This window comes from Pseudomonas sp. NPDC079367, from assembly GCF_044542195.1.
GTDB lineage: Bacteria > Pseudomonadota > Gammaproteobacteria > Pseudomonadales > Pseudomonadaceae > Aquipseudomonas.
This window is the reverse complement of record NZ_JBITTW010000021.1, coordinates 53,943-78,925: the sequence shown is the minus strand read 5'-3', so window position 1 is coordinate 78,925 and position 24,983 is coordinate 53,943. Positions and strand designations below refer to the sequence as shown.

At 59.7% G+C, this 24,983-nt stretch carries 15 protein-coding genes; 9 read left to right on the top strand and 6 right to left on the bottom strand.

Annotation, left to right across the window (positions count from 1 at the left end; translation table 11 throughout):
* Positions 1–89 precede the first annotated feature (89 nt).
* Both ACIGDJ_RS17340 and ACIGDJ_RS17335 read right to left on the bottom strand, forming a co-directional pair.
* Positions 90–2,501, bottom strand: a complete 2,412-nt coding sequence (locus ACIGDJ_RS17340; RefSeq protein ID WP_397478957.1) for a glucose/quinate/shikimate family membrane-bound PQQ-dependent dehydrogenase — start codon at positions 2,499–2,501, stop codon at positions 90–92.
* A 219-nt stretch (positions 2,502–2,720) separates the two neighbouring features.
* Positions 2,721–4,082 (bottom strand): carbohydrate porin, encoded by a 1,362-nt coding sequence (locus ACIGDJ_RS17335; RefSeq protein ID WP_397478956.1) that lies wholly within the window; start codon positions 4,080–4,082, stop codon positions 2,721–2,723.
* Between the two features lie 301 nt (positions 4,083–4,383).
* Between ACIGDJ_RS17335 and ACIGDJ_RS17330 the strand changes: the two genes are divergently transcribed.
* Both ACIGDJ_RS17330 and ACIGDJ_RS17325 read left to right on the top strand, forming a co-directional pair.
* On the top strand, positions 4,384–4,614 hold the full coding sequence (locus ACIGDJ_RS17330; protein ID WP_042608309.1) for a VF530 family DNA-binding protein: 231 nt from the start codon (positions 4,384–4,386) through the stop codon (positions 4,612–4,614).
* A 1-nt stretch (position 4,615) separates the two neighbouring features.
* Complete coding sequence (locus ACIGDJ_RS17325; protein WP_397478955.1) at positions 4,616–5,254, top strand: Pr6Pr family membrane protein; 639 nt, start codon at positions 4,616–4,618, stop codon at positions 5,252–5,254.
* 118 nt (positions 5,255–5,372) lie between these two features.
* Here the strand turns inward: ACIGDJ_RS17325 and ACIGDJ_RS17320 are convergent, their stop codons facing one another.
* Positions 5,373–6,158 carry a siderophore-interacting protein gene (locus ACIGDJ_RS17320; RefSeq protein WP_397478954.1) on the bottom strand — a complete coding sequence of 262 codons (786 nt, stop codon included), beginning with the start codon at positions 6,156–6,158 and terminating at the stop codon, positions 5,373–5,375.
* Positions 6,155–6,730: a PadR family transcriptional regulator gene (locus tag ACIGDJ_RS17315; protein ID WP_101162084.1), complete on the bottom strand. Its 576-nt coding sequence runs from the start codon at positions 6,728–6,730 to the stop codon at positions 6,155–6,157. The genes ACIGDJ_RS17320 and ACIGDJ_RS17315 overlap by 4 nt, the downstream gene beginning before the upstream one ends.
* 501 nt (positions 6,731–7,231) lie before the next feature.
* Between ACIGDJ_RS17315 and ACIGDJ_RS17310 the strand changes: the two genes are divergently transcribed.
* From ACIGDJ_RS17310 to ACIGDJ_RS17285, 6 genes are all read left to right on the top strand, one after another.
* Positions 7,232–7,711, top strand: coding sequence for a CS1 type fimbrial major subunit (locus tag ACIGDJ_RS17310; protein WP_397478953.1), 480 nt, complete (start codon positions 7,232–7,234; stop codon positions 7,709–7,711).
* Between the two features lie 124 nt (positions 7,712–7,835).
* Positions 7,836–10,358 carry a CS1-pili formation C-terminal domain-containing protein gene (locus ACIGDJ_RS17305; RefSeq protein ID WP_397478963.1) on the top strand — a complete coding sequence of 841 codons (2,523 nt, stop codon included), beginning with the start codon at positions 7,836–7,838 and terminating at the stop codon, positions 10,356–10,358.
* A gap of 4 nt (positions 10,359–10,362) precedes the next feature.
* Positions 10,363–11,577, top strand: a complete 1,215-nt coding sequence (locus tag ACIGDJ_RS17300) for a hypothetical protein (protein WP_397478952.1) — start codon at positions 10,363–10,365, stop codon at positions 11,575–11,577.
* A gap of 44 nt (positions 11,578–11,621) precedes the next feature.
* Positions 11,622–12,365 carry a molecular chaperone gene (locus ACIGDJ_RS17295; RefSeq protein ID WP_397478951.1) on the top strand — a complete coding sequence of 248 codons (744 nt, stop codon included), beginning with the start codon at positions 11,622–11,624 and terminating at the stop codon, positions 12,363–12,365.
* A gap of 32 nt (positions 12,366–12,397) precedes the next feature.
* Positions 12,398–12,901, top strand: a complete 504-nt coding sequence (locus ACIGDJ_RS17290; RefSeq protein WP_397478950.1) for a CS1 type fimbrial major subunit — start codon at positions 12,398–12,400, stop codon at positions 12,899–12,901.
* 38 nt (positions 12,902–12,939) lie between these two features.
* Positions 12,940–14,163 (top strand): hypothetical protein, encoded by a 1,224-nt coding sequence (locus ACIGDJ_RS17285; RefSeq protein ID WP_397478949.1) that lies wholly within the window; start codon positions 12,940–12,942, stop codon positions 14,161–14,163.
* 46 nt (positions 14,164–14,209) lie between these two features.
* Here ACIGDJ_RS17285 and ACIGDJ_RS17280 read toward each other — a convergent pair whose 3' ends face one another.
* Together ACIGDJ_RS17280 and ACIGDJ_RS17275 are read right to left on the bottom strand one after the other, a co-directional pair.
* Positions 14,210–19,321, bottom strand: a complete 5,112-nt coding sequence (locus ACIGDJ_RS17280; protein WP_397478948.1) for a dermonecrotic toxin domain-containing protein — start codon at positions 19,319–19,321, stop codon at positions 14,210–14,212.
* Positions 19,322–19,513: 192 nt separating this feature from the next.
* Positions 19,514–22,651, bottom strand: coding sequence for a transglycosylase domain-containing protein (locus ACIGDJ_RS17275; RefSeq protein WP_397478947.1), 3,138 nt, complete (start codon positions 22,649–22,651; stop codon positions 19,514–19,516).
* 556 nt (positions 22,652–23,207) lie between these two features.
* Between ACIGDJ_RS17275 and ACIGDJ_RS17270 the strand changes: the two genes are divergently transcribed.
* Positions 23,208–24,629, top strand: a complete 1,422-nt coding sequence (locus ACIGDJ_RS17270) for an amino acid permease (RefSeq protein WP_397478946.1) — start codon at positions 23,208–23,210, stop codon at positions 24,627–24,629.
* The last annotated feature ends 354 nt before the right edge of the window (positions 24,630–24,983 follow it).

Here is a 24,983-nt window from a genome sequence, read left to right as displayed (position 1 = left end):
CAGGGTTCTCAGGTGCATGCAGAAATGGCGAGCACAAAAAAGGCGATGTCCCTCACGAGACATCGCCTTTGTTTTACCGCCGTTAAAGCTTATTCCGGCAATTTGTACGCAATGATGTAGTCACCCATCTTGGTGCCCAGCGAGCCGTGACCGCCGACGACGAGCAGTACGTATTGCTTGCCGTCCTTGCCGGTATACGTCATCGGAGTTGCTTGACCACCGGCTGGCAGACGCGATTTCCACAGCTCCTTACCGGTATTCACGTCATAGGCGCGCAGGTACTGGTCGAGGGTGCCGCTGAGGAAGCCGACGCCGCCGGCAGTGACCATCGAACCGCCCATGCTCGGTACGCCGAGGGTGAAGCCGATCGGGATCGGCGAGCTGTCGCGGCTGGTGCCGTTCTTGCGTTTCCACACGACTTTGCCGGTGGTCAGGTCGATACCGGCGACGTAGCCCCAGGCCGGGGCCTGGCACGGTACGCCCAGTGGCGACATGAACGGATGCATGATCACCGCGTATGGCGCGCCGGTGTTTGGCTGCACACCCGAGGTTTCGCTTTCACGTTTGCTGCCGGCTTCGACTTTTTCGCGCGGAACCATTTTCGACACGAAGGCCATGTAGTTCGGGCTGGTGAACAGCATCTGGCGAACCGGGTCGACCGAGACGCCACCCCAGTTGAACACGCCGACGTTACCCGGGTAGATCAGGCTGCCCTGTTCCGATGGCGGGGTGTACTGGCCTTCGTAACGCAGTTCCTTGAACTGGATGCGGCACAGCATCTGGTCGAACGGGCTCGCGCCCCACATGGCTTTTTCGGTCAGTTCCGGGGCCAGCAGGTTGAGGTCCGAACGGGCCTGGGTCGGTGCGGTGTGGTCGCCTTTCACAGCGCCTTGCGGTACCGGGATTTCCTGGATCGGGATGATCGGCGTGCCGTCACGACGGTCGAGGACGTACAGGCTGCCCTGTTTGGTCGGGGCGATCAGCGCAGGTTTCACGCCGTCGGCGGTTTTCATGTCGAGCAGGGTAGGCTGGCTGCCGACGTCCATGTCCCACAGGTCGTGGTGGGTGAACTGGTAGTTCCAGCGCACTTTACCGGTGGCCAGGTCCAGGGCAACGAGGCCGGCGCTGAATTTCTCGGCGCCCGGGGTGCGGTTGCCGCCCCATTGGTCAGGGGTCTGGTTGCCCAGTGGCAGGTAAACCATGCCGAGTTTTTCGTCGACACTGGCCAGCGACCACATGTTCGCCGAGTTGCGGCTGTAGGTTTCGCCCGGGGCCAGAGGCTCGGTGGCGTCCGGCTTGTCGCTGTCCCAGTTCCACACCAGGTGACCGTCGCGCACGTCGAAAGCACGGATCACGCCCGATGGCTCGTTGGTCGATTCGTTGTCGGTGACGTGACCGCCCATGATCACCAGATCACGGGTGATCGCCGCTGGCGAGGTGGAGTAGTAGCCACCGGCGGTGAACGGGCCGATGCCTTGGGTCAGGTCGACCACGCCGTTGGTTCCGAAGCCTTCGCAGATCTTGCCGGTGTCGGCGTTCAGTGCGATCAGGCGGGCGTCAGCGGTTGGCAGGTACAGGCGACGCGGGCAGGCCTGAGCAACGGCTTGGCCCGCTTCGGAGATGACGGCCGAGCCGGCGTTTTCAGACTTGGCGTACGCGGCTTCGTCGTAGTACGACACGCCACGGCAAGTCATGTGGGCGAAGCCCTTGAAGCCGACCGGGCTCTTGATCTGTGGATCGAAGCGCCAGATTTCCTTGCCGGTGTCCGGATCCAGCGCCAGCACTTTGCTGTGCGCGGTGCAGGCGTAGACCATGCCATTGGCTTTGAGCGGGGTGTTTTCGTTGGTCAGCTCGACCGGGTCATCGTCGGTCGGCAGGTCGCCCGTCTGAATGCGCCAGGCTTCTTGCAGCTTGCCGACGTTTTCCGGGGTGATCTGCTTGAGCGGCGAGTAGCGGTCACCGAACTCGGTGCGACCGTAGGCCTGCCAGTCGCCGTCCGGCATGGCCGGTGCGGTGCTGGCCATGTCGGCGGTGTCGCGGCCCAGTTCGCCGAAGGTCTCGCCCGGGTGGGTGAACAGGCTGGCCAAAGCGGTAACGCCGGCCAGGATCACCGCGACGGTCAGACCGCCGGTGCCCATTTTCGCCGGGCCGTTGAGCAGCAGCGGACGACGGAACCACGGCAGCAACATCACGAAGCCGAGGACAAACCACAGCGCCAGACGTGGCACCAATTGCCACCAGTCCAGACCGACTTCCCACAACGCCCAGACAGTGCTGGCAAACAGCACGATGGCGTACAGGCCCAGCGCCGCGCGGCGGCGCATCAGCAGCAGAATGCCGGTCAAGGCGATACCGATGCCGGCCAGCAGGTAGTACAGCGAGCCGCCAAGCGTGCTCAGCTTGATTCCCCCGGCCAGCATGGCCAGGCCCATCAGTAGAAGCAGGATGCCGAGCAGGGCGGGTAGTAGCCGACCCCGGCTCGCAGCACTTTCGGTGCTCATAGTGTGATTCTCCGTGACGTTTATGTAGTCCCGCGCTGTAGTCACTTTAGATGACGATTTGGCGCAGGCATGGTTCAGATAAAAACTTGTTCGGCTAACGAAATGCATTCCTGTGGCAGCGGGCTTGCTCGCGAAGGCGATGTGTCAGGTGCGCAGGTGTCACCTGATACACCGCTTTCGCGAGCAAGCCCGCTCCCACATTTGATATTGACCGGGCGCTTAGAACGACGACTGGATCTTGATCGCGCCGATCAGGGCGTCGTCGACGTCGTTCACGCCACCGGGGTGGCGGATGTATTGCAGGTTCGGGCGCACGGTCAGCCAGTTGGTCACGTGCACGCCGTAATACAGTTCGGCGCTGTATTCGGTGTCCTGCGGTGGCAGGAACGCCGGATTGTCGTAGTCGTAGACGGCGTTGGCGCGGTTGCTCGCTTCGGCGTTCTTGCGATAGGCCGGGTTGACGTGGACGCGTGCCAGAGCAAAACCGATGTCGTCCTTGGCGCGAGCATCGAACGGGCCTTTGTAGGTCAGGCCGGCCTGTACATAGTTGTCGATCGCGTTGGTTTTCTTGTCGTGCATCGTCGCGTTGGCGAACAGACTCAGGCCACGGCTGTTATCACTGGCCACACTGGTGATTTGCTGCTGCACACCCAGCCACACGCCGTGCTTGCTCGACGCGCTGCGGTAGGCTTCGCCGCTCAGCGCTGCCGGTTGGCCGTTCTGGTCTTTATAGACGTCTGAGGCCTTGGCGTTGCTGTAGTAGTAACCGGCACGGTATTCGCCCGGCAGGCCGTTGAGCTTCGGCGTCCACACCAGTTCGACCGGCAGGATCGCGCCCTGGGTGCCGCTGCCGCTGAGTTTGAAGCCGTTGCCGCGATCAAGGTTCGACGGGTTCTGCTCATAAGCGCCGATCTGCGCATACAGCTCCGGCGTCAGGTGATATTTGACCCGCAGCGCCCACTGGCTGACCGGCCAGTTGTACCAGATGCCGCCGACCCAGTTGCCGACCTGCGAGCCGCAGAAGGCCAGGTTCTGGAAGTCGCAAGGGAAGCTGTTGAAGTCTTCGCCTTCACCGAAGCGGCCGACTTTGATGTCGAGCTTCTGATCGAAGAATTTCTGCTGATACCACATCTGCGTCAGGCGTGTGGTCTGGCCACGGCCCCAGACTTCCTGGGCGGAAGTGAAGCCGCCAACGCGCGGGTCGTTGATGCGGTCGTTGCTGATGTTGTTGCCGCTGCGCTTGGTGATGGTCAGTTGGAACTCGGCGTCGTCCCAACCGAGGATCTTCTGCAGGTCCAGATGCGTGCCGAGGCCGAACTGGTCGCTGTAGCGCGCGGTGCGGTCATGGTCGTAACCGCCGTGCAGGTTGCTGCCCATTTCGCCGGTGTAATCGAGTTTGAAGTCGTAGCCTTTTTCCGCAAGTTCTGTGCGCGTGCCATTCCAGTCACCGAGCATGTACGGGGATTCACTGTCGAAGGCCGGCGCTGCATGGGCGCAGGTGGCAAGACCGACTGCGGCGCAGCCGCCAAGGGTGCGCAGAGTGGAGATAGCGCTGTCTCGGGAGAAGGAAAAATCAGGCATGAAGAAGTCTTTTTTTGATGTTTTTCGAGTGCAGGCCGAGCGCTTCAGAATGTCGCAGGCAGTGAAGCGTTTCAGCGGAAGGGCGGCAGGATAATGATCTGTAACAAATTGAGAAAGCGCTTTTGCAGACATGCAGCGTTTCGGATTCGGTAACAGTGCGGCAAACGGGCGCATTGTGGGGCGGGTCACAGCCTGCGATCTTCCCGGGTTGGCCTACATTTTCAGGAAGGCCTTCCACCCGCTCAGCCCCTCGGCTAAGGTGCGCGGCTTTACGCATCTCCACTTCGCTCAAAGGCCCGGCATGAACGAACAAACCCCTGATCCGCTGCACGGCGTGACCCTCGAACAGATCCTCAATGCACTCGTCGCTCACTACGAGTGGTCGGGGCTGGCCGAGCGTATCGATATCCGTTGCTTCAAGAGCGATCCGAGCATCAAGTCGAGCCTGACCTTCCTGCGTAAAACCCCGTGGGCGCGGGAGAAGGTCGAGCGCCTGTACGTGAAGCTGATGCGCACCAAGCGACCGCTCTGAGATGGACAGCGCGAGGCAGCGACGCCTGATTACCTGCCTGGCCGTGTTGGGCTGGGCCGGATTGACGATTCAGCTGTACCTGATTCTCTTTGCGCGATTGAGCATCGGCGCCAGCCTGTTGGGCGGGCTGGTGAGCTTCTTCAGCTACTTCACGATATTGACCAATACGCTGGTGGCGACCGTGTTGACCTGCGCCGTGAGCCAGCGTGAATCCGCCGCGCGGCGCTGGTTTCTGCAACCGTGGGTCAGCAGTGGCATAGCCGTAAGCATCGCCGTCGTCGGTCTGGCGTACAACATTCTGCTGCGGCATTTGTGGCACCCCGAAGGCTGGCAGTTCATCGCTGATGAATTGCTCCACGATGTCATGCCGGTGCTGTTTCTCGGCTATTGGTGGTGCTGCGTCCCCAAAGGCACGTTGCGCCTGTGGCACTTGCCACTGTGGATGATCTATCCGCTGGTGTACTTCATCTACGCCTTGCTGCGTGGGCATCTGCTCGGCGCGTATGCGTATCCGTTCATTGATGTCGCGGTGTTGGGTTATCCACAGGTGCTGGCGAACGCCGGGGGGATTTTGGTGGGGTTTGTGCTGGTGGGGTTGCTGCTAATTGGCCTGGATCGTAGAAAGACCGCACGAAGTTGAGATCCATTGTGGGAGCGGGCTTGCTCGCGAATGCGGTGTAACAGTTTGCATAAATGTTGACTGACACACGGATTTCGCGAGCAAGCCCGCTCCCACAGGGGAAATTGCAGGGAGGCGATTATTCTTCGTCAGAGCCCTCGGCGCGCCAGTAGCCGACTGCCTTGATGAACTGTTCATCGAGCCCATGCTCATCGATCAGTACCCGACGAATCTGCCGCGAGATTTTCGTTTCAGTCGCTACCCACGCATACAGATTGCCCTTGGGCACCTGCAGTTGTTTGACCGTGGTCAGCAGGTTGTCCTTGCCGCCTTCGCGCAGCACCCAGATCACATTGACCTGCGCTGCGCTTTCCAGCCGCTGCTGTTCGGCGCCGTTTTCCACTTCGATCACCACCAGCGCCTTGCGATTGGCTGCCAGGCCTTCGAGCCGGCGGGCGATGGCGGGCAGGGCGGTTTCGTCGCCGATCAGCACGTAGCTGTCGAAGATGTCCGGCACGATCATCGACCCGCGTGGCCCACCGATGTGCAGGAACTGTCCGGGTTGCGCCTGTTCGGCCCAGGTCGAAGCAGGGCCATCGCCATGCAGGACGAAATCGATGTCCAGCTCCATTTTTTCCAGGTCATAGCGACGCGGCGTGTAGTCGCGCATCTCGGGCATCGTGCCGTTGTCCTTGCCGGCGCCGAGTTGCAGTGTCTCCAGCGCCGCCGCCTGTTCGGCGGTCTGCGGGAACAGCAATTTGACGTGGTCGTCCGTGCCCAGGCTGATGAACCCGGCCAGTTCCGGCCCGCCGAGGGTGATGCGGCGCATGCGTGGGGTCAGATCGGTGACGCGCAACACTTGCAGCTTGCGGCGTTTGATTTCGTGCATCACGCGGTGAATGGTCTGAGTATCGACAGCGGTCATTCGGCTTTCTCCGTAGCGGGTCGAGCGGCGGGGCCGTCGACGATGGCTTTGGCGGTGTTGTTGAGCAGATCGCGTACGCGCAGGATTTCTTCCGCGCTCCAGCGCCCGTGGTGCATTTGCAAGGCGTGCCGCAGGTTGTGCACGGCTTCGTGGATTTCCGGCGGCCGGTCGTGGCCGCGCAGCGAGCGCTTGCTGACGTCGATGCGCATACGGACGCCGTCGAGCGCCACCGCTTGTTCACTTAAAGACAAACGACCGGCATCGGTCACGCTGTAGCGTTTTTTGCCGGCCTCGGCGTCACCTGCAATCAGGTCGCTCTCTTCCAGAAAGGTCAGGGTCGGGTAGATCACCCCGGGACTCGGGCTGTAGGCGCCGTCGAACATGCCTTCGATCTGGCGGATGAGGTCGTAGCCGTGGCACGGCTGTTCGGCAATCAGCGCCAGCAACAACAATTTCAGATCACCGGGGGCGAACACCCGAGGGCCGCGGCCGCCGCGTTCGCGACCCGGGCGCTTCTCGAAGCCGTCGCGGCCATCACCGTGTTCGCGGTGGGGGGAATGAGGGTCTCTCATGTCTGCTTTTCTCTCTCTCGTCGTATTTAGATACAACTTAAGATATATCTTAATGCTTGCGCAAGACGATTTTCCCTCCAGCGTGTTTCGACAGACGAGTGGTCACCTGGGCGAATCGAGCAAAAAAATAGTTTTTTAGTCACTGAGGAGCGCGGTGACTTAAAAGTTAAAGTTATCGCTCTAGTTGCTCTCGAGCATATATTCTAATGTGACCAAAGTTGCTGATATAAAGCGACAAAGTTGCTGTGTGGTTTTTTTCGGATAACTGTATGTAGGGCGCAACTTACAGCGAATATCGCAAGTATCTGTTTTTCGTTCATTTTTCCGGCGGGGTACGGGGTTGTTGAACTACGAGGTTGTCGGAAGTTGCCTGCTTACATTCCAGAGGCAACAGCCGATGATGCCCACCGTTGAAAGTTCAAGTCGATCTGGTTGGTGATGAACAAGCGGATTATGAACTTTTGATGACACCCCCTTATATAAGCAAACAGGTACTGAACGATGTTCAAGAAATTCGCAATCGCTGCTCCACTGGCTCTTCTGGCAATGACCTCCACTGGTGCTTTCGCTGCGGGCGAAGCGTCGCACTCCATCAGCCTCGTCGCTCACGTGCCGACCAATGGTTTCTACGTCGTACCGACCGATCCTGATCTGGTCAACAAGGACCAAGACATGAGCTACCAGCCAACCACCGGGAAGATGCGCGACGTCAACGGTTTCTTCGACGTGCGCAACAACAACGGTTCGGTTCACGCCAGTCTCGAAAGCCTGCCGAAGCTGGTGTCCGGCAGCACCTCGATCGACTTGCGTGTGATGTTCAACAACAAGGAACTGAACCTGACCCCGCAAATGGTCGTCGGTGAAGCCGAGTCCGACGTCAACTTCCGCGCACCGCTGAACATCAGTGCCGTGGGCAGCAACTTCGAGCCGGGCGACTACACCGGTTCGGTCGCGATGATCTTCGACGCCGTGACGCCATAACCGCTCACTTGATCGATCGATCAGGCATCAAAGCGCAACTTTGAAGGTTGACGCTTGACCGTTGGGGCAGTCGTTCTTGTCTGCCTCGACGGACTTCCATTGTTCGTTATCCGAGTACGCGTTCATGTTCCCGATGACACCCATCGCGGCTGCGCTTGCGCTGTTGTTTTGTGCCAGCGCTGCCGTGGCTTCCAGCACCGCCGGCACCACACCCCGCAGCTTGTTGGCGCAGGCCAAAGGTTTGCCGGCGGATTTCGAGGAGCATTTCTTTGATGTGCCGCTGGCGGTGCGGGTCGAAGTCGATCAGCAGCCGCTGGGCGAAGCCATGGTGGTGCTGTCCCGCGACGATCGCATCACCCTGCTCGAATTCACCGACACCAGTGAAAACCGTTTCGGCCCGGCCGAGCGGGAAAAGTGGGCAAGTTATCTCAAGCCCGGCGCGCCTTTGGGCGCATGTAGCAGTTCCTGCCCGGACCAGTTTCTGGCGGTGCATTACAACCTGGAAAATTCGCTGGTTTCGATCGCCACCGAAAATGCCGAGCGTGACGTTTCCGCCAAACGTTATTACGAGCAACCCAGCGGTGGCAGCAGCGGCCTGATGGTGCGTAATCAGCTCAACCTCAACGGTGGCCAGGACCAGGATCTCGGTGGGCGGTTCGGCCTTGAGGCCAGCGGCAGCCTCGGCAACTGGAGCCAGACACTCAATTTGCAAATGGCCCGCCTCGGCGGTCCGGACGACAAGCTTTATCACGCCGTCCATGAGCTGCACACCCAGCGCGAACTGCAAGGCAGTTTTTTCCGTCTGGGCTATTTCACCCCTAATTCCGAAGGGCTGACACGCCAACCGCGCACGTTCGGCACCAGCCCTGACACCGCCGTCGGCGTCATGTACGGCAGCTCCGACAGTCTGGCCATCAACAGCCCGATGCCCAGCGTCTATCCGATCTATGTCACCGCCAACCGTCAGGGTTCGGTGGAAATCTGGCGCGACGGCTTGCTGATCAACACGCAATCGGTGCCGGCCGGCTTGCAGACCCTCGATACCCGGCCATTGCCCGGCGGTATTTATGAAGTGGAAGTGCGCCTGATCGAAGACGGCCAGATCACCTCCACCACCCAGGAGCTGGTGTACAAGCCCAGCAACTGGCGCAACCTCGACGAACGCTGGCGCTACAACCTGTTCGCCGGCGAAGAAAGCAAACTGCTGAGCAACTGGGACACCCAGGCCAGCGGCAGCCCCACGGCCGGGGCCGCGGTCAACTATCTGCTGCACCCGCGAGTCATCCTCGGCGCGTCCGCGCGACAGATCCGCGAAAAGCTGCAGTACGGCACGTCCATCGACTGGACCTTGGCCAATCACATCAGTCTGTACGCCAACGTTTACAAAACCGAGGACTATGGCACCGGTCTGGACCTGCAAAGCCTTTATAACTATGGCCCGGGCAGCGTGGTGATCAGCCACAACCGCAGTTGGCTAGACACCACCTACACCTACGACACCTTGCCCGATGGCACGCGTGTTCGCCCGCGCAACGTGTTTGTCGGCCAGACCAGCAATTCTTCGCTGGCGCTTAACCATCGCCTCAGCAGCAAGAGCTCGGTCAATGCGCGGGTGTCGCACAGCGAGGGCAATGTCGAAGGCATGGGCGTCGATCTGGGCTGGACCCAGCGCACGATGGTGCTGGGCAGCGATGCCAGTTGGCGCCTGTCGATCTTCGATCGGCCGGGCAGCTACAGCAGCGGCGATGCACGCAATCGTGGCGTCGACCTGAGTATCAACATGGCACTCGGTGCCCCCGGCCAGCAGATCAGCGGCAGTATCGGTTCACGCACGGCCCGCGACGGTACGCGTGACAACAACGCCTCGCTTGGCTGGCGCAAGGACTTTCAGGATCACGTTCTGCAAAACGTGTCGCTCACGGCACTCACCGACACGTACGGCGTGGGCGTATCGAGTCTGGCCAACTTCCGCACCGATACGGTCAACGGCGACGGCTTTATCCAGCGCTCCTCTTACAACGGCAACTTCACCGGCGGCCTCAATCTTGACAGCACGCTGGTGGTCGGCGGTCAGCGGATGCTCATGACCAGCCAGAACGAGCTGCGCGGCGCGGGAATGATTGTCGACGTCGAGTCGGACATCGAAGACATCGTCCTGCGCGCCGACGATTACAGCGGCGGCGGCGCGGCGTTGAAGCCGGGGCGCAATTTCATCCCGATCACCGCCTACCAGAACAGCTCGGTGAGTTTCGATTTCGAGGGTAATAACGTACCCGCAGCGACGATCGAACCGGCGCGCACCCGTTACCACCTGAACAAGGGCGGCGTCGAGTATCGCAAGGTGCGCGTGATGAAGACGTTCACCGTGCTTGGCCGTCTGGTCAATGCGCAGGGGCAGCCGCTCAAGGGCCACCACGTGATCAACCACGCCAGCCGCGGCGTGACTGAAGTGGATGGGTTCTTTTCGATGGAAATGAATGCCGGTTCGCCAACCCTGGAAGTGCGCCAGGGTAATCAGTTGTTGTGCCAGTTCCGTCTCGATGCCAACAGCCATCGCAGCGAAAACAACGTGTTGATGATCGGTGATCTGCGCTGCACGCCGGACACTCTGGCCGACGTCAACCTCACCGAACAGAAAGCAGGTTGATTCTATGAAGATAATTACAGGCGGCTGCGCATTGGTGTTGGCGCTGAGCATGTCGCCGGTCCAGGCAATCAATCAGGAAATCCGCGCATTGTTTCAGCCGGACTCTTCGCAGCCGGGCAAGACCGTATTCGTCAACAAGACGCCCAACAGCGGTTACTGTGCGACTTACCCGGATCAATGCGCAGACAACTCGATGTTCAGCATTCAGTTGCCGGTGCGTTTCACCTCTAGCTATGAGTTCCCGACCTATTGGGGCTTTGGTATCAAGGTGCCTGCCAACTGGCGCCGGCTGACGGTGACCAACACTGACACCTTGGAAACGGAAACCGTCGAAGTCCGCATCACCGGTATCGGTTCCAACTATGTTCTAAGCCAGCCGGCGCACGAGCTGGTCGGGGTGGACGAACCCCTGCTCGGCCATCAAAAGCTCTGGACCGGAAGCAGTTGGGTGTATGCGGCATCACCCTGTCTGTACAGCGGTGTTGGATCCTTCACGCCTACCTCTTACCGGTTTTTCTGGAAGACTCCCGTCGAGTCGTTCTGCGTGAAGCAGAACCTGGCGAGAATTCCGTCCATTTACTTCGATACTCTCGACTTCGCTTACGAACTGCGTACGCCCAATCCGTTGGGCATGTCATCGGGTCTGTACACCGGGTCATTGAACTACAGCCTGGGGAGCGGTGGCGATTTTGATTTGGGGCCGAGTTTTCAACCTGACGATCCCAACCTCACCCTGGACTTCGTACTGGACGTTCAGCACACCCTCAAAGTCGATCTGCCGCCGGGTGGCAATCAGGTCTCGCTGGAGCCTGAAGGTGGGTGGTCAGGCTGGATCGACAGCGGGCGTAAACCGAAAAGAATTTTCCGCGATCAACCATTCTTCATTTCGGCGTCTTCACGCTTCAAAGTCATGCTGTTGTGCAATTCCTATGGCGGCAACACGTGCAACCTGGGCAGCCCGAAAGGGGACACGACCGGGGTTGAAGTTTCCATGAGTTTGCCAGCAGGCATCACCCATTCCGGCGGCCATATCGCCGCCCGACTGCCGTTGTCATTCAACAATTGGGTCGGGCCTTTCCAGCCTGGAATGTATGTCGATCGCAAGCCGGGAACGTTGCATTTCGACATGACCCCGTCAGCTATCGATTTCCTGCTTCGACCCGGCAAAAACGACCGGCTGCGAGGCAACATCACCATTATCTGGGACTCGGAAGCGTGACCGCTCCTGTCGGGCCATTCTCAATAATCATGGAGTTGAACGCGATGAAACGTGGTTTCTTGCTGAGCCTGCTCAGTGTGTTTTGCCTGACGGCGCAGGCCGGTCCGCAAATCAATGTGGGCACGGTGTACGACTATCTCGATGGCGATAAAAGCACCTACCTCAAACGGGTCTTCAACAGCGGCGATGCCACGGCGTTCGTCAAGATCAATGTGCTGGAAATCATCTACGACGCCGAGGGTGCGCCGCAGGAAGTGCCCGTGGAAAACGCTGCCGACGGCGCGTCCCGCAATGGTGTTATGGCCAGCCCGGCGCGCCTGATCGTCCCGGCTCAGGGCATGCAAGGCACGCGTCTGCTGTACATGGGCGAACGTGATCGCGAGCGTTATTTTCGTGTGCGTTTTGTCCCGGTGGTGCCGGAAAAAGAAGACGAGTTCGTCGTCAGCAACGAGGAGCGCGAAGACTATAAAAACTCACTGTCAGCCGGGGTCAATGTGATGACCGGCTTCGGCACGATTTTCTTCGTACGGCCCAAGGCCCCGCGTTTCGCCACCGTCGTCAACGATACCGATAGTCGCTATGAATTGCGCAACAACGGCAACACGGTACTGATTGTCGACGAGTTCAAGAGCTGTTCACTGAGCAAGGAAAGCGACTGCGGCGCCACCACCAAACACCATGTGCTGGCGGGCAAGACTTTCGCCTTCGACAAGGAAAAAGGCCGCCAGTACAGCTTCTTCCTGATCGAAGGCAGCGACAGGAAAACCGTGAAGATCGCCAGTCGCTAGGTTTGTTTCCATTGACGCATCGGGTAACCAACATGATCAAGCAATGCACCGCCGCCGCGCTGATGGCCGCCACTGCGCTGGCCGGCGCCGGGGCGTGGGCCGCGCGCGAAGAGCACACCTTCGAAGTGTCCCTGACCATTCCCAGTCGGCCGTTCTACATCATCCCGTCCGAGCCCGACTGGATTCATCGCCCGCAACGGCTCGAGTGGGATTACCCGCGTTCGACTCTTAACGGGTTGATGCGCAATTTCGATGTGCGGCATGACAGCAGCGCAATCGAAGCGCGGCTCGCCTACGAGCCATATCTGGAGAACGGTCGGCCGGGTGAAGTGATCGAGTTGCGCGTCGCGTTCAATGATGTCGAGTTGAGTTCGCACATCACGCCGCGCCAGGTGCTGTCGCAAGAGGAAGCGGCCGCAGGCAAACGGGTGGCGTTGAAAATCGATCCGATCGAGCCGGCGGGCGGTTATCGCTCCGGGGACTACCACGGCAATGTCGTGCTGTTGTTCAACGCCCGGGCACCGGGGGCGCAATGAACAGCAGCCGATCAGGCTCATCAGAGGCAGGACGAATAATGAAAAGGTACATTTGGCTGGTATGGCTGGCGGCGTTGAGCGTTCCTGAAGCGCACGGGATCAATCAGGAAATCCACGCGTTGTTTCAACCAGACTCTTCCAAGCCAAACAAGAATGCCTTCGTCAACAAAACACCGAACAGTGGTTATTGCGCGTTGTACCCGGCGCAATGTATCGGTTATCAGATGTTCAGTATCGAGTTGCCCATCAGGTTCACCTCCAGCCGTTATCTCGAACGTTTCGACTGGGCCGCCGTCAAGGCCCCGGCCAACTGGCGGCGCGTGACGGTGACGAACCAGCAGACCCAGGAAACGCATACGCTGGAACTGCGCATCAGCGGCATGGGATCCAAATACGTGCTCAGCCACCCAGCCAAGCAACTGGCAGGCGGCAGCAATGCCCTCGAAGGCCATCGGCGCTTATGGACCACTGACAGTTGGGTTCATGGAATACCTGCCCCGTGCAGTTACAGTGGCGTCGGCGAATACGATGAGGATTATTTCCGGTTTTTCTGGAAGACGGCTGAAGCCGCCCACTGTTTCAAGGTGCCGGCGTACTTCATTCCGTCGATGTATTTCGACAAACTGGATTTTGCCTATGAAATGCGCACGCCCGATCCGTTGAACATGTCATCGGGGCGCTACACCGGCTCAATGACTTACAGCCTGGGACCCGGCGCTGATTTCGATATGGGCAAATTGTTCGAGCCGGACGTGAGCACCCTGAGCCTGGATTTTGTGCTCGACGTGCAGCACACCTTGAAAGTGGACATTCCCCCCGGCGGCAACAAGGTCGTTCTGGAACCGCAGGGTGGCTGGCAGCGCTGGCTCGACAGCGGGCGCAAGCCTGTGCGGCTTTTTCGTGATCAGATCTTCCATATCTCCGCGTCGTCGAAGTTCACCATGAAACTTGAATGCGAGCATTGGCTGGGCTGGGGCTCGGATTGCGCGATCGTGAATCGTGAGTCCGGCTTTGCCGGCCCGGTCGCCGTTAGCGTCAGTCTGCCCAATGGCCTGACCGACAGCGCCGGGCAACCGGTGCGGCGCACGCGGCTGGGGCGTGAATCTTCCGGCAAATTCCAGCCCGGCCATTACGTTGACCGCAAGCCGGGCACGCTGCATTTCGAGATAGGCGAGCAGGACACCGACTGGTTGATCAAACACGCCACGGACAAACCCTATCGCGGCAATATCACCGTGGTCTGGGATTCTGAAGCCGGTTAGGGTTGCCAGGGCGGCCGAGCGGTGAGGCGACGGGCGCGCTGAACACTCAGAGGCCGGCTCGGGCCAGTGCCTCGCGAGTCAGGCGTCGCGACAGTTCATTGCGCTGATAGCCGATGCCGATCAGCAGCTCTGCGTAACGCTCCTCGCTCATCGGCGCGTCGTCGAACAAGTCCGGCGCGTCAGCAATGTCCAGTTGCTCTGCGAGGGACTGAATCTTTCGTGCCAGCGTGTGCGCATTGGTCTGCTGATGGGGGGTGGCCCATTCTGCCTTGGCCTTGCGCAGATCCTCGAGCAGGCCGAGCCTGGAATCGAATGCAGCCGTGTTGCGCGCGTACTGGTCCGGGTAGGTCTTTTTCAGAAAACCCTCCCAGAAGTTTTCGGAATACAAATCAAGCATGCCGTTGACCAGGCCATCACCCTGTTCACCTTTGGTGATGGTGGCGTATGCCATGTCGATTTTCTTTTGGGTCACCCCCGAACGCTCCCGGTAAAGCATGTCTTCTGATTGCCAAGGCAATTGCAAGCGCTCAGCCAGGCCTGTTTCGAACGCCATGTGGACTTCGACTTCGTCCGGCGCGGGATGGCCTGGATCATTTTTGTTCAGTTGCTCCTGGGTTTTGTACTCGAACGCGGCTTCGTCGGCGACCCGGTTCAACCGCGCCGCGCCTCTGGCCAAGCGGACCAGCCTGTCTTCGAGAATGGCGGGCGATGTCGCTTCGCCGTAAGCCTTGGAGACCAGGACCTTGATCCCCAACGAGTTGAACAGTTGCGCACCGAAATCGCCGCAGTCATCCGGTGTCGCAATCTGTTTGAACAGCTGCTCGCGCAGTTTCGCGTCCAGCGCTACCGCATCGACCATTTCCCAGACGCGTTGCGTCAAGCGCTTGCGACCCTCATCACTACGATAATCGGCGCTTTCTCTGAGCTTGCGAATCACGCTGAAAAAACCGGCGCTATCCGGTTCCGCCATCAGGTCGTGCCAGGATTCTTCGCGGTATTTACTCACGAATGCCGAAGGGCCGAAGATCTCGGGTTGTTGAGGAAACGATTGCCAGTGGCGAATCTCGCCGTCGGCTGCGGGGAAATAATCCTGGACGAACGCCAGGCCTACAGACTCCCGATAACCGCCAAGGCGAACGCGATCCTCGCTGGACAGCCGCGACGTGTCGAATCGCGCCCGACTGAGGATGCGTGCCTGCGCAGAGCCAGATGCGACCACAGGCAGTGTCTTGATCGGTGCTGCGCGCATATCCAGCATGAAGCTGCGCGGTCGCTGTTTCTCAAGTGCGCCGACGTTGAACAAACCCTCCGGCCAGGTCTCGATGCGGGTGTTGGCAAGGCTCAGTTCGGTCAAGTGGTCCATCGCTCCGACATCCGGTGGCAATTCCAGCGGATTGCCGTTCAGATTCAGCGTGCGTAGCTGGGTCAGTCTGCCTAGTTGTTGCCTTGATTCGGCGTTCAGCCTGATTGCGTTATCGGCCAGGTCCAGCGCCTGCAAAGGACGCATCAGCCCGATGATTTCCGGTAGCGCCTGCAAATTACACTGACGGGCGCTTAATTGACGCAGATCGGGAAAGCTGCTCAGTAATGCACTCGGGTCTGCCGGCAGGCGCGCCCTGTCGAGTTTGAGCGCGGTGATGCGATCCAGATAGCGTTTCATGTTCGGGCGTTTGATCAAGTCCTTCCACCAGCGCTGCAAATCATGGCCGCGAACTTCGGCGGAGAGATCCAGCGTATAGCCTTGATCAGGGTGAACACTGCGCTCACCGAAAATCTCGCTCTGGCGCTCGAAGCATTTGATGATTTGTTGCTCGATCATTTCACCGCCCTCGTGCATATAGGCCGGTGACAACCCCGGGTAACCTGTTTCAGGGTCGGGCTCGAGATAACTGTTGCGCCAGTCGGACAATTCCTGACGCAGGTGTTTGCGGTCCTGCTCCAGCTGTTTGATCGCCTCGCCAGGTTCGCCCTTGCGCGCCAGAGCTTCCACGAATGCGTCGGCCTCGACTTCTGTCATCGACGGATAAAGGTCGCGTACTTTTTCCGCCGGTGTCGAGCGGCGCAGGAACCTTGGCAAGCCCAGCAGTGTTTCAGTTTCGGTGCTCGCGACCGGGCGAACCGGCGGTTCGGCAAGAACTGTGCGGCGCTCGGCGGGCGCGGCGGCCAGTTCCATCAGCCAGACCTTCAGCGCAGCACCCTGGCCGCGTCGATAGCCGATGCTTGTCAGCGTTTCGTCAGGCAAGGCACGCAAGATCGCTTCATGAAACTCGGCGGGGGCATGCAGCGAGCGGGCGTTGGCGTCGAACACTTCGTAGCGGCCGTGTTCGTTTCTGATCAGACGCCTGAGCGTTTTCGCGTTGTCAGGGCCGCTGCTGCAACGCAATGGACCGTCAAAGGTGCCGTCGCGCACCTCGATGCGCAGATCGCCGAAGGTGTCGGTGTGCAGGCGCAAGGTTCCAAGGGCGAGACGTTCGCTGTCAGTGCTCAGTTGATTGTCGCGATAGAAACCCTCGTAGGCACGGCTGCTCCTGGCTTCGAAATCCAGTTCGCGCGCCCGATTTTTTAGACGCAACGGCAAGCGTTGTTCGTTCAGGGTGCGCTGCCGTTCGCTTGCACTGGCCTGGCCGAGCAGTTTTTCACCCAGCGGAACCGGCAGGTCGGGAAAGGTCTTGCGGACCACTTGCAAGTCGGCCTGGCGGGTGCGATCGGAAGCTTGATAAAGACGCTTGGCCACGTCCTCGCGGCGTTTGTCGACGGCATCGGCAAGCACATTGCGCAGCGCTTGCACCCGTTCGGCTGCGGGTACGTCACGACCCAATAGTGTGCGCAACTGCCCCTCGTCAAGAAAGGTCAGCAGACGCTCCGGCAACTGCCCGGCGTTGAGCGCTGACTGGGAAATGGTCAGCGTGTCGGCGGCGCTGGCCATCGGATTGCCGTACTGGCGCGAATAACCGTCGAGATGGTCATACTGCACTTTCAACGCACGCTCGTATGGCCAGCCCGGCAGGCTGGTGGCGATCGGTTCGAACCAGTCCGACTCAGGCGGGATCGGTTTGCCGGCGCGGAGGTTGGCACTGGCAAGCTTCGCATCGTCGTAGGCCGCGTAACGCTTGAGGCCATCGGCCAGCAACGGCGGTGGCGGGCTGCTGTCGCTGTGCATCCGGCGCAGATGATCATGGCCGGTGCCGCTGCTGATGCGGATCTGCTCCAGTTGCGTGGGCGAGAAGCGCTCGGCGCGGTGGCCCAGACGCGGCATCAGTGCGCTGTCGTGCCAGTCGGCCGGGTTCTCCGCCTCATGCCGCCAGGCGCCGTGTTCGTTGTGCTCAAGGAGCGGCTTGTAGGCATTGGCGCGCTCGGGGTGTTTGACCCGCCAGGTTTTCACTTCGGGGCGCCTCGAGGCTTTTTCCACGCTTAAGAGTTTGCCGTCCAGCGCAAGAATGCGCTCGCGGCCATGGTCGTGCAGGCCGTGCGGGTCGGGTTTCGACGCCGCATCGAGTTGCAGGCTTTTTTGTTCATAGGGGCCGAGATCGGGGTGCCACAGCGACGCTTTGCCATCGGGCAATTGCACCTGTTTCATGCCGTCCACCAGCGGCGACAGCTTGACCTTGAAGGCGCCGGCAATTTCCGCACCCGCACCGAACGCGGCCAGTTCGATGACATTGGTCACCACGCTGATGACATGCTCACCGGCTTCCTGCCACATGCCTTCGGCCAGGTCGACGATGCCTTCGATAACGTCGCTGGTCAGTTGGTACGCGGTGTAAACCATCATCAGCTCGCCCAGCCCCGGCATGAACGGGGTGGCGATCAGCAGGGCGACGTTGAAGATATCGGAAAGGACTTTCTTGAAGTTGTCCCACCAGGCCCAGCGCGCATTGCTGTCGGTGTCGGCAGTGGAGACGGCAATTTCCCGAGCGTCGTTGAGAATCTTGTTGAGCTTTTGCTGATAGGCGTGGCGCCAGTAATCGCCTGGCACTTTCAGCCGCGCGAATTGCAGGTGCGGATTGTCCACCGGGTCCTTGCGCCATGGCGGGCGCTGATCGGTGGGATCGACACGCGGGTGATAGCGGGTGACGAACAGGCGCTGTTCGAGATCAGCGAAAAAATGCCCGCGTTGCTGCTGATCGACGAACTGACTGAAGAATTGCCGGTAGGTCTGTTGCGTCGCCTCACTGAAGCGGTCTTCGCGAAGCTGCCGGGTCAGTTCCTCGCGGAAGGCTTTCAGGGAACTGTATTCCTTGAGCGGGTGATCCGGGTCGTGCGGGACGTAGACGATCAACCGCCGAACCCCACGGCTGTCAATTTGTGTATGGGTCAACAGCAGGATCCCGGTCAATGGTGTGCCGAGCAGCGACAAGTCGGCGCAGGCCAGCGCGCGGCCATTGAGCATCAGCGGGCGCTTATCCTCGCTCAGGTTCAACAGCACTTTGTACGCGTCATAGGCGATATCGTCCTTGATCAGCGCCAGATTCGCAGCGACGACGAGGGCGTCTTTCTGGCTTTGGCTGACCTTGTATTGCAGAACGCTTTCGGCCAGCGGTTCACCGGGCAGCAGGTAGCTTTCCAGATGTTTTTTGTACTGCGCGCCAATGTCCAGTTCGCGGCAGAGCTTTTGAAACGCGCTGATGGGCATGGCATTTTTGATCGGCAAGACGTCGAAGACACCGCGATCATCGGGCTTGCTGATGTAATCCGAGCCATGTCCTGCCGTCTCACTGCTGGCGAAGTTGTGCAGCGCGGCATCGAGCAGCGATACCGTGCGGGTGACGATGCCTTCGGACAGGTCGATCGCGTACCAAGGCGTTTCAGCGGGAAGGTAGAGGCGCAGATACGTTTTTTTGACGTCCGGTTCGATGCCATGCCTGGCCTTGATCCTTGCCTTGAGCAATGGCTCGGCGAAGGCATACAGGTCGGTTTTCGCCAGCAGGTGATCAACCCGGTTCTGCGAGTTCCACGCCTTGAGATTGGCTGCGGCGAGTTTTTCCAGCCAGGCGGCGGGCGCGGAGGTGTACCAGGGCTGGGGCTTGTGCGGCACGTCGGCCAGGGCGCGGACGCGGCTGACAGTGGCGGTCTTGAAACTGTCGTTGACGGCAGATTTGATGAATTCGTAGTGCCGGCCTTTATCTGGTTGTGCGGCAGGCTGGGAAGCGAGAGACATGGCCAATCATCCTTGATTGTTGAGGAGTGATCAGCCTACCCACGGCGGGGCAAAACAAAAGTTCAAAGATCGGGAGGCAATCGGCGCTGCGGTGGGCCGATCGGACGAAAATTCGAATCGGAAAAATACAGGGGTACCACCCGCCGCCGGGAAAAAACCTCACCCTGATTGCGAATCCCCCGACACGATTTGTTACCTCGCTGTCGGGCGCGGCGTGTCGTTCAGCGCCACGCTCGCGGTCTGCGTCGGCTGGCATTGCGAGTCGCTGCCCGGTTGCAGATACGGCGTCAGGATCGGCGCCATGCCCTTGAGCACCTGCGTGGGCAGGGCCGAGGTGAACTTGAAGTTCTCTGCCGAGCGCCCCGGAACGAACGCGGTGAGGGTGCCGAAATGGTGGTCGCCAATGTAGAACACGAAGGTCGCAGTGCGGTTGATCGACTTCGAACTGATGATGCGCCCGCCCGAGCCGATCGCCGCGATGCGGTTGTCACCGGTGCCGGTTTTACCGCCCATGGCCAGTGGCGTGCCATCGGCCAGTTTGAAACTGCCGGAAACACGTTTTGCCGTACCGGCATCGACCACTTGCGACAGCGCCTCGCGCATGGCTCTGGCAACCTCAACGGGCATCACCCGTTTACCGACATGCGGGTCGTTGACTACTTTGGTTTCGTACGGCGTGCCAGCGGCGAAATGCAGGCTGTCGATACGCAGCGTCGGCATGCGCACGCCGTCGTTGAGAATGGTGCCGATCAACTCGGCGAGGGCGGCGGGGCGGTCGCCGGAACTGCCGATGGCGGTGGCCAGCGATGGCACCAGATGATCGAACGGGTAGCCGACTTTTTGCCAGCGCTGGTGAATGTCGAGGAACGCTTCGATTTCCAGCATGGTGCGGATGCGGCTGTCACGCGCGCCCTTGTGTCGGCTCTTGAACAGCCAGCTATAGACTTCCTGACGTTCGAAATGGCTGGCCTTGACGATGTCTTTGAACGTCGCCTCGGGTTGATGCAGCAGGTAGCCGATCATCCACAGGTCCAGTGGATGCACCTTGGCGATGAAGCCTTGGTCAGGCAAATCGTAACTGCCGGGGCCATAGGCATCGTAGAGGCGGATCAGGCGCTCGTCTGTCAGTTTTTCATTGAGCTTGGTGCCCTTGAGGTGCGAGCGCACGAAGCGGTTGAAATCTTCCTGACTGGCCTCGGGCAGCAGATAGCGATGCACGGCGGCCATGCGAATGGGCGTCGGGCGCATGCTGTCGAGAAACGTGTCGAGGCGCGCCTGGGTGTCCTTGTTTCTGTACTTCTTCCAGAACTTGAGCAGGAACGAGGTGCCTTCACGGTCGGCAAAACTGGCCAGGTATTCCTGACGGCGCGGGTCGCGATCATCCTTGAGCAATTCGGCGTTCGGCCCGGAATAGGTGGTGTAACGGACGATGTCGCGCATCAGCCGAATGAATGGCAGGTTGATCGATTCGCGAAGCGAATCGCGCAGGGTCGGCAGACGACCGTTGTCCTCTTTGCGAAAGTTATGAAAGGTGTGCAAACCGCCACCGGTGAAAAACGCCTCGCCGGGGCTGGCTGAATATTTGCGATCCAGCGCAGCGGCGAGCAGCTTCGAGAGGTCGTGGTCCTTGTTTTGGATCAAATAATCGATGACCCAGCGGCTCAGCCGGTCCTGATCGGGGACTTCAACTTTCTTCAGCTCGGCCGCGTTCATCGCCCCGTACTTGTCGTGCAGCTCGGCGATGATTTGCAGGTAGGTGGTGAGCACCCGCATTTTCGCCGTCGAGCCGAGTTCGAGTTTGCTGCCTTCGTTGATGTCGAACGGCTGGTCGGTGCTGTCGGTCTGCACCCGCACGCGGGAACCGTCGGCGGTCAGTTCGAACAGGGTGAAGCTGTAGCGCACCTGAGTGGTGCTGGTCGGCGTGAGCAGGCGCTCGCCAAGCAAGCCGATTTCGGCGGCGTAGGCTGGGTCGGCGAGTTTTTTAAGGTACGCGGTAGCCTGGGTCTGCAGGTCGCCCTGCAAGGTGCTGGTGGCGGACAGGTCGAGGCGGTCGAGGTCATACAGCGGCCGATTGAGCATGCTCGCCAGACGACTGCGGGCGGCACTGATGCCCTTGTTGGTTTCGATCGGCTGAATCGTCGGTTGCGTCTGCCAGTCACGGTACGCCACGATGCTCGCCAGCGCGGCATCGGCGAGCGCGCTGTCGATCACCCCGTTCTGTTTGAGCAGGCGCAGGTGGCTGTCGGTCAGGCTGGCGAGATCCTCGCGGCCCTTGGTCAAGTAATACGACGGGCGGCGCTGGGCGATCATCAGCGAAAGCATTTCACGCAGGGCCAGGCCTTTGGCTGCCATGGTCTGCGGGTCGCTGGCCGGACTGTTCAGTTGCTCGTTGGCCTTGGCAAAATCGCTGCCGTACCAGACCCGCAAGCCTTCAGCCATTCCATGCACTTCGCCGTGCCCTGGCACCGCCGACAGCGGCACGCTGTTGAGATAATCACGCACGATGTTCTGCCGCGCCCCCAGGGTCTGCGGCCCGTCTTGATAGGCGCGGACGCTGGCGGAAAACATCTGCCGGAGTTTCTCTGCGCCCGACGCGGTGAGGCCTTCAGGCGAGTGCCGATACTTTTCCAGTTGCGTCGCCAGTGTGCTGCCACCGGCCGATTGCCCCGGCAGGCGCAACAGCTTCGCCACCTGCGACCACGCGGCCATGCCGAAACGCGGCCAGTCCACGGCCGGGTTGGCGAGCGGTTGTTTGGGGTCGAGCAGAAAACGGTTTTCGATGAACAGCAGGCTGTTGACCACCACCGGCGGGATCGCCGCGAAATCGGCATACAGCTGCTGCGGATAGTTGTAGCGGTACAGCGGCGCGGCGCGGCAATCGGTGATCGACAAGCCGGCCTGAATCTTTTCCGAATAGGGCACGAACAGGCCTTTGTCGGTGTAGCTGAGCAACGCCGGGGAAAACCGAGTCTGTTCGGTAATCACGTAATTGCGCTTGAGCAAGCGCGGCAGGAACTCATCCAGCGAGCTGTACCCCAGGCGCAGATCGAACGGCCCGTTGCCCGGGTAACGAATCGCTTCGCTCGGCCCCGGTTCCAGTTTGTATGTCAGCGAGGCGGCGTATTGGCTGAGTTCGCGCGACTGAAAGCGCGAGGTGCGCATTTCCTTGGACGCAGCCAGCCCCACCACGATCGCGATGATCAGCAGCAACAACCAGAAAGCCTTCCACCCATGCCGATGGCGACGGGGTTTTTCAGGAACAGGCGCTTGATCCATACGTTCAGTCGGAACCACGGTTTTACTCGAATCGGTTTGCCATAAAGCGCCCATAGTCGATTGATCCATACACGCAGATTGATCGGACTTGTCTGAAGCTTAGACGGTGGTTGGCGCTGGCGAAGAAAATGTCGCGGGTGGGGGGCTGCCGATTTCTCTATAAAGCGCTGACGCTTTTTCATTGCGATGGCACGCGAGTTTGCCCGCTGCTCGCCTACGTCACGGGGCGACGCAGCGCAGGCGTAGCCGTACAAGCAAGAGCACCGCAATAGAGCGGTCAGCGCACACCTGACGATGAAATCCGGGCATGACGATGCACCAATGCCGTGCAATACTCGGTGCCGTTAGAGAATGGTGAATTTTCCTACATGGCCAGTTGATCGGACCGGCCTGGCGGCTTGACGCGACAATTCTCGCTGAATCCCGTGTTTTTAAGAGTGAAAAGACCTGCACCAAGGTTTTTATACTGACGTCCCGCTGATCTTTCAGGTTGCCCTGCAAGACGCGTCTGCCCACGAAGCCGACGCGGTTTCCTGCCCAGCCAAGGCCTATCGGCCGACGCTTCGAAACCCGGTGGTCATATCCAATAACAAGACGAGGTTGTACCCCTATGCCAGTTGGCAATCCTCCACCGTACGGCGACACCGCTCAGGGCGGTCCGCTCAAACGTGAACTCGGCGAACGGCATATTCGCCTGATGGCGCTCGGTGCCTGTATCGGCGTCGGTCTGTTTCTCGGTTCGGCCAAGGCCATCGAAATGGCCGGGCCGGCGATCATGCTCTCTTACATTCTTGGCGGTCTGGCGATCCTGGTGATCATGCGCGCCCTCGGTGAAATGGCGGTGCATAACCCCGTGGCTGGTTCGTTCAGCCGCTACGCGCAGGACTATCTTGGCCCGCTGGCCGGATTCCTCACCGGTTGGAACTACTGGTTCCTGTGGCTGGTGACCTGCGTGGCGGAAATCACTGCGGTGGCGGTGTACATGGGCATCTGGTTTCCCGATGTGCCGCGCTGGATCTGGGCGCTTGCAGCGCTGATCAGCATGGGCTCGATCAACCTGATTGCGGTGAAAGCCTTCGGCGAATTCGAATTCTGGTTTGCCCTGATCAAGATCGTCACGATCATCGCGATGGTCATCGGCGGCGTCGGCATCATCGCGTTCGGTTTCGGTAACGATGGCGTGGCGCTGGGGATTTCCAATCTTTGGGCGCATGGCGGGTTCATGCCCAACGGCGTGACCGGTGTGCTGATGTCCCTGCAAATGGTCATGTTCGCCTACCTCGGTGTCGAAATGATCGGCCTGACTGCCGGTGAGGCGAAGAACCCACAGAAGACCATTCCTGACGCAATCGGCTCGGTGTTCTGGCGGATTCTGCTGTTTTACGTTGGCGCGTTGTTCGTGATTCTGTCGATCTATCCGTGGAATGAAATCGGCACCCAGGGCAGTCCGTTCGTGATGACGTTCGAGCGTTTGGGCATCAAGACTGCCGCCGGCATCATCAACTTCGTGGTGATCACCGCCGCGCTGTCGTCGTGCAATGGCGGCATCTTCAGCACCGGGCGCATGCTCTACAGCCTGGCGCAAAACGGCCAGGCCCCGGCCGGTTTCGCCAAGACCTCGGACAACGGCGTGCCACGTCGTGCGCTGCTGCTGTCGATTGCGGTATTGCTGCTGGGTGTGATGCTCAACTATCTGGTGCCGGAGAAAGTCTTCGTCTGGGTCACTTCGATCGCGACTTTCGGTGCGATCTGGACCTGGGTGATGATCCTGCTGGCCCAGCTGAAATTCCGCAAAGGCCTGAGCGCCAGCGAACGTGCCGGCCTCAAATACCGTATGTGGCTGTATCCGGTCAGCTCGTATTTCGCCCTTGCGTTCCTGGTACTGGTGGTCGGCCTGATGGCGTACTTCCCCGATACGCGCGTGGCGCTGTATGTCGGGCCGGCGTTTTTGGTGTTGCTGACGGTGTTGTTTTATGTGTTCAAGTTGCAACCGAATAATCTGTCGCGAGATGAGGTGCGTTCCGCGCCGTAAGTTTTAAAGCGCGCAAGGTCATCGGAAAAGATCGCTGCCTGCAGTAGTGTCTACACGTAAAGTGATGTAGATATTGTTGCAGGAAGCGATCTTTTTTTGTTGTTGCAGTACTTGAAAGGTTCTCTTTTGTAATTTGGGGAATTAGCTTTACGAGTATTCCACGTCATGTGATTTGATGCCTGATGCCGGTTTTAGTGTGAGCGATAGTGGCCAGTTTTACGCGGAATATTATTTGGTGGTATTTATTCGGTAATGCTTTGTATTGTTGCGTAGTTGACTGATGTCTGGTCGTGCTGTTCTGGTTTATTGGTAATACTTCTCGACTTCAGTTTTTGCTGGGTTCTATTGCTTACT

Bases quoted from the DNA above. Each gene is read 5' to 3' on its own strand.
- ACIGDJ_RS17340 (WP_397478957.1), bottom strand. From the start codon at position 2,501: ATGAGCACCGAAAGTGCTGCGAGCCGGGGTCGGCTACTACCCGCCCTG.
- ACIGDJ_RS17335 (WP_397478956.1), bottom strand. From the start codon at position 4,082: ATGCCTGATTTTTCCTTCTCCCGAGACAGCGCTATCTCCACTCTGCGC.
- ACIGDJ_RS17330 (WP_042608309.1), top strand. From the start codon at position 4,384: ATGAACGAACAAACCCCTGATCCGCTGCACGGCGTGACCCTCGAACAG.
- ACIGDJ_RS17325 (WP_397478955.1), top strand. From the start codon at position 4,616: ATGGACAGCGCGAGGCAGCGACGCCTGATTACCTGCCTGGCCGTGTTG.
- ACIGDJ_RS17320 (WP_397478954.1), bottom strand. From the start codon at position 6,158: ATGACCGCTGTCGATACTCAGACCATTCACCGCGTGATGCACGAAATC.
- ACIGDJ_RS17315 (WP_101162084.1), bottom strand. From the start codon at position 6,730: ATGAGAGACCCTCATTCCCCCCACCGCGAACACGGTGATGGCCGCGAC.
- ACIGDJ_RS17310 (WP_397478953.1), top strand. From the start codon at position 7,232: ATGTTCAAGAAATTCGCAATCGCTGCTCCACTGGCTCTTCTGGCAATG.
- ACIGDJ_RS17305 (WP_397478963.1), top strand. From the start codon at position 7,836: ATGTTCCCGATGACACCCATCGCGGCTGCGCTTGCGCTGTTGTTTTGT.
- ACIGDJ_RS17300 (WP_397478952.1), top strand. From the start codon at position 10,363: ATGAAGATAATTACAGGCGGCTGCGCATTGGTGTTGGCGCTGAGCATG.
- ACIGDJ_RS17295 (WP_397478951.1), top strand. From the start codon at position 11,622: ATGAAACGTGGTTTCTTGCTGAGCCTGCTCAGTGTGTTTTGCCTGACG.
- ACIGDJ_RS17290 (WP_397478950.1), top strand. From the start codon at position 12,398: ATGATCAAGCAATGCACCGCCGCCGCGCTGATGGCCGCCACTGCGCTG.
- ACIGDJ_RS17285 (WP_397478949.1), top strand. From the start codon at position 12,940: ATGAAAAGGTACATTTGGCTGGTATGGCTGGCGGCGTTGAGCGTTCCT.
- ACIGDJ_RS17280 (WP_397478948.1), bottom strand. From the start codon at position 19,321: ATGTCTCTCGCTTCCCAGCCTGCCGCACAACCAGATAAAGGCCGGCAC.
- ACIGDJ_RS17275 (WP_397478947.1), bottom strand. From the start codon at position 22,651: ATGGGCGCTTTATGGCAAACCGATTCGAGTAAAACCGTGGTTCCGACT.
- ACIGDJ_RS17270 (WP_397478946.1), top strand. From the start codon at position 23,208: ATGCCAGTTGGCAATCCTCCACCGTACGGCGACACCGCTCAGGGCGGT.